The organism is Protofrankia sp. Cr1 (assembly GCF_963555865.1).
Classification (GTDB): Bacteria; Actinomycetota; Actinomycetes; order Frankiales; family Frankiaceae; genus Protofrankia.
The window spans coordinates 4,547-13,712 of record NZ_CAUVXO010000054.1 but is presented as its reverse complement, the minus strand read 5'-3'; the positions used below and the strand labels follow the sequence as shown (position 1 = coordinate 13,712).

The 9,166-nt window shown below is 69.4% G+C and carries 7 protein-coding genes; 3 read left to right on the top strand and 4 right to left on the bottom strand.

The features are described 5' to 3' along the window. The first annotated feature begins 37 nt into the window (after positions 1 to 37). From ispF to U9980_RS07455, 3 genes are all read left to right on the top strand, one after another. Positions 38 to 538, top strand: a complete 501-nt coding sequence (gene ispF, locus U9980_RS07465; protein ID WP_322767266.1) for a 2-C-methyl-D-erythritol 2,4-cyclodiphosphate synthase — start codon at positions 38 to 40, stop codon at positions 536 to 538. Positions 539 to 671: 133 nt separating this feature from the next. After that, positions 672 to 1,067, top strand: coding sequence for a PPOX class F420-dependent oxidoreductase (locus tag U9980_RS07460; RefSeq protein WP_322747670.1), 396 nt, complete (start codon positions 672 to 674; stop codon positions 1,065 to 1,067). Positions 1,068 to 1,222: 155 nt separating this feature from the next. Next, positions 1,223 to 2,863, top strand: coding sequence for a cysteine--tRNA ligase (locus U9980_RS07455; protein ID WP_322767265.1), 1,641 nt, complete (start codon positions 1,223 to 1,225; stop codon positions 2,861 to 2,863). A gap of 112 nt (positions 2,864 to 2,975) precedes the next feature. Here U9980_RS07455 and U9980_RS07450 read toward each other — a convergent pair whose 3' ends face one another. From U9980_RS07450 to U9980_RS07435, 4 genes are all read right to left on the bottom strand, one after another. Next, positions 2,976 to 4,418 (bottom strand): FHA domain-containing protein, encoded by a 1,443-nt coding sequence (locus U9980_RS07450; protein ID WP_322767264.1) that lies wholly within the window; start codon positions 4,416 to 4,418, stop codon positions 2,976 to 2,978. A 4-nt stretch (positions 4,419 to 4,422) separates the two neighbouring features. After that, a complete protein-coding gene (locus tag U9980_RS07445; RefSeq protein ID WP_322767263.1) occupies positions 4,423 to 5,703 on the bottom strand; it encodes a VWA domain-containing protein in 1,281 nt (426 codons plus the stop codon). Continuing rightward, positions 5,700 to 7,061 carry a protein phosphatase 2C domain-containing protein gene (locus tag U9980_RS07440; protein WP_416210181.1) on the bottom strand — a complete coding sequence of 454 codons (1,362 nt, stop codon included), beginning with the start codon at positions 7,059 to 7,061 and terminating at the stop codon, positions 5,700 to 5,702. The genes U9980_RS07445 and U9980_RS07440 overlap by 4 nt, the downstream gene beginning before the upstream one ends. A gap of 7 nt (positions 7,062 to 7,068) precedes the next feature. After that, positions 7,069 to 9,166: serine/threonine-protein kinase (locus U9980_RS07435; RefSeq protein ID WP_322767261.1), on the bottom strand; the 2,098-nt coding region annotated here is incomplete at its 5' end.

Sequence of the window (9,166 nt, the reverse complement as noted above, 5' to 3'; positions counted from 1 at the left end):
GTCGCAGACAGCGCGCCGTATCACCATGCCAACGTGAATGTGCGAGGTGAGGAAGCTGTCCCTGGCCGGATTTCCCCGAGTGGGTGTCGGTGTGGACGTCCACCCGTTCGCAGCCGGCCGCCCATGCTGGGTGGCAGGTATTTTCTGGCCCGACGAAACCGGCCTCGCCGGGCATTCGGACGGTGATGTCGCGGCTCATGCGTCCTGTGACGCGTTGCTGACCGCCTCGGGCTTGGGTGATCTCGGCTCGATCTTCGGTACCGGGCGGCCGGAATGGGCTGGGGCGTCAGGCGTTGCCCTGCTCACCGAGACGGCGAGGCTGCTGGGCGAGGCGGGCTGGGCGATCGGGAATGTCGCCGTGCAGATCGTGGGTAACCGGCCGCGGATGGCGCTGCGGCGTGCCGAGGCCCAGGAAGCCCTGAGCACTGCGGTCGGCGCGCCGGTGAGCGTGTCCGCCACCACCACCGACGGCCTCGGGCTCACCGGGCGGGGAGAAGGCCTCGCTGCCATCGCCACCGCGCTGGTCGCCCAGCGCTGATCGGTGGACGTGTCCGGCGGTCCGGTGGGACGTCTCATCCGTGCGGTCCGTCTTGCCTGCTTGGCATGATGACTGCCGGCGGTCACCGCGGATGAGAAGGTGAGAAAGCGACAGGACCCGGCGGAGGAGCCTGATGTCGGTGTATCTACCCGAAAAGGTCAAGGATCTCGCGGACGCCGCGACCTACGTGACGCTCGCCACGATCCGCCCGGACGGATCTCCGCGAATGACGGTGTTGTGGATCGCGCGTGATGGCGATGACCTGTTGTTGTCAACGGTGCGGGGTCGAGCCAAGGAACGTGACATCGCCCGCGATCCACGGGTGGGAATCATGTTTCTCGATCAGCGGGATCCCTACGGTTATGTCGAGATCCGTGGCCGGGCGACCCTGACCGAGGAGGGGGGTCGCGAGTTGATCGATGCTCTCGCGGTGCAGTACACCGGTGACGAGACCTACCAGTGGGACGGGCCGGATGCGGTGCGGGTGGTCATCCGCGTGACCCCCGAGCGGGTGTTCACCACCGCCTAGCGTCGATCTGGCCGGTGCTGGCCGGTGCTGCATCGGCGGAGTTCGATTTGCCCGAAATATTCCCCGTCGGACTTGTGGGTTGTTCGCGGAACCGAGCGGAGCTGTTGGCGCGGGGCGTGGGCGTGCGAGCGGGGACCGCACCGTACGCTTGACAGATGGGACTCCACATCTACGACACGCGCACCCGGCGCACGCGGCCCTTCGAGCCGCTGCGCCCCGGTCATGTGGGCGTGTACGTCTGTGGGCCCACAGTCCAGTCCGCGCCACATGTCGGGCATGTGCGTACCGCGGTCGCGTTCGACGTCCTGCGCCGCTGGTTCACCGCGTCCGGGCTTGATGTGACCTTCGTTCAGAATGTCACCGACATCGACGACAAGATCATAATTAACGCGAACCGGGCCGGCGAGAGCGTGTGGGAGCTGGCCACCCGCCAGACCCGGGCCTTCGATGACGCATACCGTGCTCTCGGCGTGCTGCCGGCGACCATCCAGCCACGGGCGACCGGTCATATTCCGGAGATGATCACGCTCATCGCCAGGTTGGTGGATGTCGGCTGCGCCTACGCCGGTGGCGGGTCGGTGTGGTTCCGGGTCGGCCGCTTCGCGGGTTATGGAGAGTTGTCAAACCAGCGTCCGGATGCCATGCAGGCGTCAGCGGAGGGTGAACCGGGAAAGGCCGACCCTCGTGACTTCGCGCTGTGGAAGGGCGCGAAGCCGGGTGAGCCGTTCTGGGAGTCGCCCTGGGGACGCGGCCGTCCAGGCTGGCATATCGAGTGCTCCGCCATGGCGGGCAAGTATCTCGGCGAGACCTTCGATATCCACGGTGGCGGCCTTGACCTCGTGTTCCCACACCACGAGAACGAACGTGCCCAGTCGGTCTGCGCCATGGATCCAGGTGCCATGGATCCAGGTGCTGTGGATCCAGATGCCGTGGACCCAGATGCCGTGGACCCAGATGCCGTGGACCCAGCCGGGACGGATCGAGCTGGCACGGATGCAGACAGGCTGTCCGCTGCGGGAGGCGCGGCTGAGATGGCCCGCTACTGGATGCATGTCGGTCTGCTGACCACCGGCGGCACCAAGATGTCGAAGTCGCTGGGCAACTCGTTTCTGGTCGCCGATGCACTCGACGAGGTCAGACCGCAGGTACTGCGTTACCACCTCCTTGGCGCGCACTATCGCTCGTCCCTGGAATACAGCCCGGAGGGGCTGGTCGAGTCGGCCGCGGCCCACGACCGGATCGAGACGTTCGTCCGCAACGCCCTGGACATCCTGGGGGGGCCGGACGAGGCTGCGGCGCTTGCGGCTGAAACGGCCGGAACACTCGAAACACTCAAAGCACTCGATCTTCGGGATGTGTCGGGCACTGACGCGGTCACCGGGGCCGGCCCGGTGGACGTGCTCACGATCGCAAGCCCCGCCCAGGCCTGGTGTGCCTTCGCAGCCGCTCTTGACGACGACCTCGCGGTCTCCCGGGCGCTGGCGGCCCTGTTCGGTGCTGTCGGGTGCGGGAACCAGGTGCTTTCCAAGACGCGCAGCCGGGAGCTCGCCGGCTGGGTGGATGTCGTCCGCAGGATGCTCGCGGTCCTCGGGCTTGATCCGGTCGGGCAGTGGCCCGCGGCCGGTTCCGAGCTGCGACCAGCGCTGAGCGGGGTGATGGAGATCGTCCTCGATCTGCGGTCGGCCGCGCGTGCCCGGCGAGACTACGCCGAGGCGGATGGGATCCGCACCCGGCTCGCCGCCGGCGGCATCCTGGTTGAGGACACCCCGGAGGGACAACGCTGGCATCTGGCGTGAGCCAGCGGCCGGCATCCTGCCTGAGCCACTGGCTCGGTGACCTGCCGGCTGGCGGTGCGTAGGAACCACGATCGCGCCGCCGGCGGCTCTGCGGCCTGGCGTCGGAAAGTCGCTACCTGGAGATCATGCGAATCGTGATCCGGGTCCAGGCACCGAGGTACACCCGGTCGCCGTTGTGCAGTGGTACCGGCTGGCCCGGCGGGATCGGATTCGGTTCGTCGTTGAGCCGGGTACCGTTCGTCGATCCCGGATCGTGTACGGCGTAGCCGCCGTCCGCCATCAGCTCCAGGATGGCGTGTGCGCGGGAGATACCCGGGTCCTCCGGCGTGCCGGACAGGTCGATCTCCGGATGGATGCCGCGGGACTCACTGCGTCGCCCGATCAGCAGTCGGGGGCCGCTGAGGGCGAAGACTCGCCGCGGGTAGACCGTCGGGAACGGAACGCGATGGTCGTCGCCGCTGTCGTAGTATTCGCGTTCGGCCTCGACGACCACGTCCCAGCCGGTCTGCACCGCGCCCCGGACCGGTGCGGCAGGGCGTTCCCGCAGGATGAGGTCGAAGCCGCACACCTCGCAGAATCGCGCGCCCGGCTCGTTTGGACGCTGGCAGTTCGGGCAGGCGGCGCCATAACCGTCGCCGGAGTCCAGGGGTACCCGTCCGGGCTGGTTGGGACGGGCCCGGTGGTAGTCCGGCGGTGCTGGCATCGGGCCCCGTGGAGCACCGGTCGCACGGTCCAGGCCGAATGGATCATCCCCACCACCACCCGGGCCGGTGTGACCGGGTGCGTACGGGTCTGCGCGGTCCCTGTCGTAGCCCCACGGCTCGCCTCTACGTGGTTCGTCACGTGGGTCGCGAGGTGGGTCGCGAGGTGGTTCGTCACGTGGGTCGCGATAGGGGGCCGCCGGGTAGCCGTTCGCGTCGTAGCCGCCGGGGGGGTAACCGCTTGGCGGGTAGGCATCCCGGTTGTACCCGTTCGGTGCGTAGCCGTCCGGTGCATAGCCGTCCGGTGGGTAGCCGTCCGGTGCGTAGCCGTCCTGAGGGTAACCATCCGCCGCGTAGTCGTTCGGGCGGTGTCCCTCCTGGGCGTAGCCGTCCCGATGGCGGTTCTCCGGGGCGTACCCGTCGGGGGGATAGCCGTTGGCGTCGTACCGCTCCGGTGCGTAGCCCTCCGGTGGGTACCCGTCCGGTGCGTAGCCCTCCGGTGGGTACCCGTCCCGGGGGTATGGCTCGGCCCCCGGCGGCCCACCATGGCCTGGCAGCGGTCGGGGCGCACCGCCCCGCTTGGCGTCCGGCGCACGCCGGATTCCCAGCGGGTCGACGGGGTCGACGCCGGATCGCCCCGTCCCGGACGGTCCTGTCCCGGACGGTTCCGCCGGCCGCCGACCGTACGAGTCCGCGGCGGACTGTGCCGGTTGCCGGGGTCGCTGGCGACCCGACCCGGTTCCGTCCTCTGGGGGGAGAACGTAGGGCTCCTGGCTGGCTACAATCCGCATACCGCACTGATCGCAGTAGTCGGGGGCCAGAGACAGGTGCCCATCTGGGCAGCGTGCACTCACCTGATCACCTGTTTACCCTGACGGTCTTGGTCGACTGGGTGTCAAGGACCATTTCGTCAATGGCGTCGACGTTCCGTTTCAGTCGAACCGTACCTGTGCTTGGGTCCTCGATGTCGACCACGTTCTGAAGTAGGTGGTATGTGGCTTCGTTGCCGGACTGATGGGCAAGCTGTGCGCTTCGGCCAAGTTTGATGGTAGCGGTTGCATCGTCGCCCTCGCGCCGGGCCTCGAGTCCTTCTTGGAGGAGGCGGGCAAGCTCGGTCTGGCCGGTGTAGTGGGCGACCGCCGGGGCGATCCGGGTAGAAAGATCGATATCGTTCGTCCAGATCGCGCGTACGAACGCCCGGGAGAGCACCTGATCGGAGACGACCACGTTGACCCGGGCCGCGAGCATCTCCACGTCGTCGTCCTGCGCCGGGACGGTTACGCACAGGTGGTAGTCGCGGGACTCGCTGCCCCAGGCGCCGGTCGGGTAGTCCGTGGTCCGTGCGTTCACCTGCACCGCGGTGGCGGTGAGCTCCTCGATCTGGGGCGCGACCTGCCGCAGGAAACGGACCGATGCGTCCCGCGGCGTCCACACCCGCAGTGAGACCCGGTCGACGGCGCGGTCCGTCGCTGTATCGATCATGGCTTGGAAGTCGGCGGCGAGATCCCGAGGATGGCGGATGGCGTCGACAGTGCCCAGCAGCGTCGTGGCGATCCGGCGCAGTTCGTCGACCCGCCAGTCGGCTCCGATGCCGCGGCAGTCGCACTGGAAGTGTCCGACACAGGCGGCCAGCGCGGCGTCGAACTCGGTCGAGCGCTCGCCGTTGCGTCCGTCGGTCAACAGGATCGCGTGGTGGATGGCGTTCGGGCGGGTGGCCATCAGTTCCCGGGTGCGTGTGAGCCAACGCCCGATTGCCGTGCCCCCGTCGGCATCAAGGCGGCCGACCGCGGTCTTCGCGGCTTCCCGGGTCCTGGCATTGGCCTGGGCAAGCTCGGGTCGCGCAGGGTAGACGGCCTCGGCGATACCCGACCCCCGCACGATCGCAAACCATACGCCGTCACGCAGGCCGTCAATCGCCGCCTTCGCGGCCCGGCGTGCTTCGACAAGCTTCATCGGGGGTGCGGCCATCGATCCCGAACAGTCCAGCATGATGACCTCGGCCAGTTCCGTGGACCCGCCCGGGCCTGGCGGATCAATCGAGCTGCCCGAGGCCTTGACGGTGATCACCGCGTGTACGTCGGTGCCGCCACGGCCGAGGTAGGCGTTCTGGAAGACCTCCAGCGCGAACGGCACCGTCATCGCAGCTCCCTTTCACGGGAGTGCCCATCCGAACGCGCCGCGTCGATGCGTGCCGTGTCGATGCGTGCGGCCACTACCGTGATGTTGTCGTGGCCGCCGTGGTCGATCGCATGCCTGGTGAGGTGGCGGCCAACCATGATTGCCGGAGCGTCCGGCGGGAGCTCGCCGACCACCGCGGCCAGGTCCTCGGCCCGGGACAGATAGTTCCACAGCCCGTCGGTACAAACGAGCACGGTGGCGGGCAACGCCAGCGGAAACACCCGGATGTGCGCGGTTACGTCCCCGGCGTCGGCGCCGAGCCAGCGGGTGAGCGTATGTGCCCGGGGGTCGGTCTCGACTGCGGCGGCGGGAATCAGGCCCGCGCGCGCAGCCTCGGCCGCCCATGTGTCGTCCTCACTCAGCCGTTCGACGCGGCCTGGACCGAGCAGGTACACCCGACTGTCCCCGATCCAGCCCACGGTGACGCTGCCGCCTCCGTCGCCGGTACGGGTGATGACGGCGGCGGCAAACGTGCACGACGGTGAGATGCGTCCATCGACGATCGGCGCCCGGACCACCGCAGCCTGCGCGGCCGCGACCGCGGCGTGGATCGCGTTTTCGGCATCGCGCTGGGAGAAGTCATCCTGGGGGACGTCGTGGTGAGAAAAATCATCCTTTGTGAAGTCGGCCTCGGAGAAGTCGTCGGCTACCGCCCTGGGCGGCGTCGGGGGAATGTCGGACGCCGGCCACTGGAGGTCGTCGGAGCCGTAACCGCCGTAGGGGTCACGGTAGCCGGGCCGGTCTTCGTCCTCGCCGATGTCGCCGTAGCCGAAGGGGTCCGGGAAGCCATCCGATCGCTGGGGCCCCGTCGCGGCCGGCCGGTCGGCCCGGGGTGGCAGGTTGGCCCGGGGTGGCAGGTCGGCCCGGAGCGGCTGGCCGCGCGCGGCGTACGAGCTGCGGACGGCCTCGGCAAGGACCATGGCTGCGGCGGCAGCCGCCGCCTGCGCCGCTGGGCCGGACCCGGGCGTGCTCGACACACCGTCGCAGACCACCCCGATCAGGGTGGAGCCGACCATGGCGACACCCATGGCGTCCTCGTTGGTGGTGTGCCGGACACCCCGGTCACAGACACCGGCAACCGGGCCGAGGTCGATCTCGCGGTGGTCTGCGTCGCCAGTCGTCAGTGGTGTCTCGCCTCGCAGCGGAGTTCCACATGCTTCGCAGAAGCGATCATCCGAGTATGCCGGACTCGTGCACACCGGGCAATGCCCCCCGTTCTGGTCGATCCCGTCCCATCCCTTCTCCGGAGCGCGGCCCGCATGACCCGCCCGGTCTCCATGGCCGTTGCGGTGGGTAGCGCCGCGTCCGGTCACGCACATAACATGATCACACCAACGTCCGTGGCCGGACGCGGTTCGCCGCGTCGATCATGGCGATGCGCCGTGGTCGGGTCGCGGCGAGCCGGGCCAGGTCGCGATGCACCTGTTCCAGACCGAACCGCACGTCTCGGACGTGCAGTGACCTTCCCACGACGACGACGTCGTCGCCAGGCTGTAGTGTGCCTGCCGCCAGCCCCGCAAGCGCCGTTTCCAGGATCGCCAGCGCGAGCTCCGCCCGCGCCGGCGGATCGGCGGGCAGGGCATCGAGGAGCCCGGACGCCCGCGCGAGGTCGGCCCGTCCGGGCTGGGCACCGGGGTCCACCATCGTCTGGATGACGCGGATCTGGGCGGGCAGGTATGCCGCGGACGTCCGCGGCACCCGCGACCAGGCCTCGATCGCACCGGGCAGGTCCCCGGCACGAGCCCGGACCCGGGCGAGACCGAACGCGGCGGAGGTGAACGACGGGTCGGTCCGGGAGACGACATCGAACATGCGCGCGGACGTCGTCGGGTCGATCGTCTCGGTCGCGAGGGCGAGCGCGAGCTTGGGGGCCAGCTCGCCGGGTACGGCTCCATAGACCCGGTCGAAGCAGGTGCGGGCCGCGTCGCTCCGGCCGGCGGCGAGAGCGAGCAGCCCTCGGTACCAGTCGGTGCGCCACTGGTAGGGGTCCTCCTGCGCGACGGCCGCGAGCAGCGCCTCCGCGCGATCATCCCGGCCGGCCTCCAGCCAGGCGCGGGCCAGTCGCAGCCGGGTCTGCGGCGTCGGCGAGCCGATCGCCGACAGCAGCTCGGTCAGTGCATCGGGCGCCACATCGGGGAGCGCGGCCAGGGTGGCGCCGGCCGGATCATCCGGGTCGGGGCCGCAGGCGGGCAGGACCAGCCACGGCGGTCCGGCGGCGCTGCCGTCCGGGTCCTGCCCGGTCAGGTGTGCATCCGAGGAGAACAGCCGGCTCGGAGCGGGATTCGCCCGCCCGTCGTCGATCGCGACGATCTCTCGGAGGATCTTGAGCAGCTCGTCGAACATCTCGTCCGCCCCGGCGAACCGGGCATCGGGATCGATCTCGGTCGCCCGCAGGAGGAACCGGTACAGCGAGTCGTGCTGGGCGAGTACCTCGTGCTCGTGCTGCGGGGGCATCGTGACGGCATAGGTGGTGGTGTTGCCCCGGAAGTTCAGGATCAGGGCCGCCAGCGACCGGCCGATCGTGAACAGATCCGAGGCGACCGACGGCCCCAGTTCGGCGACTTCGGGCGCCTGGTAACCAGGGGTCGCGTACGACGGGCCGAGGTCGTCGATGCGCTGCACCGCGCCGAGGTCGATGAGCTTGAGCGAGTCGCCGGACAGCATCACATTGTCGGGTTTGAAGTCGCAGTAGACCAGGCCCTGGCGGTGTAGGTAGCTGAACGCCGGCAGGATCGCCAGGATGTAGGCGACTGCCTGGGTCACCGGCAGCGGGTCGGGCCGCCCGCCGGCGGCGTCCCGACGCTGTTTGAGGAGCTTGAGCAGTGACATCCCGCCGATGTACTCCATGACGATGTAGCCGGTGCCCTGCCATTCGGTGAAGCTGAAGATCTTCACGATGTTCGGATGGTCGACCGCGGCCAGGTACTGCCGTTCGGCGATGGCCGCGGCCATCGCCTGCGGATCATGGGTGTTGAGCAGGCCCTTGAGCACCACCCAGAAGTTCTCGGCGACGTTGCGGTCACGAGCCAGATACACCCAGCCCTGCCCGCCGAACGCCAGGCATCCGACGATCTCGTACTGGCCGACGACGTCGTGTGGTTTGAGTTTGGGCACGAAGGAGAACGGTTGCCCGCATGTCGGGCAGAAGCCCTCAAGCCGGCCGGGGATGTCACCGCGGGTCTGTCCGACCGGTTCGCTGCAGCCGGCGCACCGTCGGCTGCCCTCCGGGACCTCGGGATCGGTCAGCACCATCGTCGGCGGGTCCGCAATCGGGACGTCGGCGACGGTGACGATGCCCACGCCGAGCTGACCGCGCGACGGCGTCGGCGTGGACGGTCGGGAGCGCCGTTGGCGGGCCGGCCCGGAGGATCGGGCGCCGCTCGACCCGGGCTGTTCTGTCGATGGGATGCCTGCCGCCGGCGGG

Bases quoted from the DNA above. Each gene is read 5' to 3' on its own strand.
- U9980_RS07455 (WP_322767265.1), top strand. From the start codon at position 1,223: ATGGGACTCCACATCTACGACACGCGCACCCGGCGCACGCGGCCCTTC.
- U9980_RS07440 (WP_416210181.1), bottom strand. From the start codon at position 7,061: ATGTGCGTGACCGGACGCGGCGCTACCCACCGCAACGGCCATGGAGAC.
- U9980_RS07445 (WP_322767263.1), bottom strand. From the start codon at position 5,703: ATGACGGTGCCGTTCGCGCTGGAGGTCTTCCAGAACGCCTACCTCGGC.
- U9980_RS07460 (WP_322747670.1), top strand. From the start codon at position 672: ATGTCGGTGTATCTACCCGAAAAGGTCAAGGATCTCGCGGACGCCGCG.
- ispF (WP_322767266.1), top strand. From the start codon at position 38: ATGTGCGAGGTGAGGAAGCTGTCCCTGGCCGGATTTCCCCGAGTGGGT.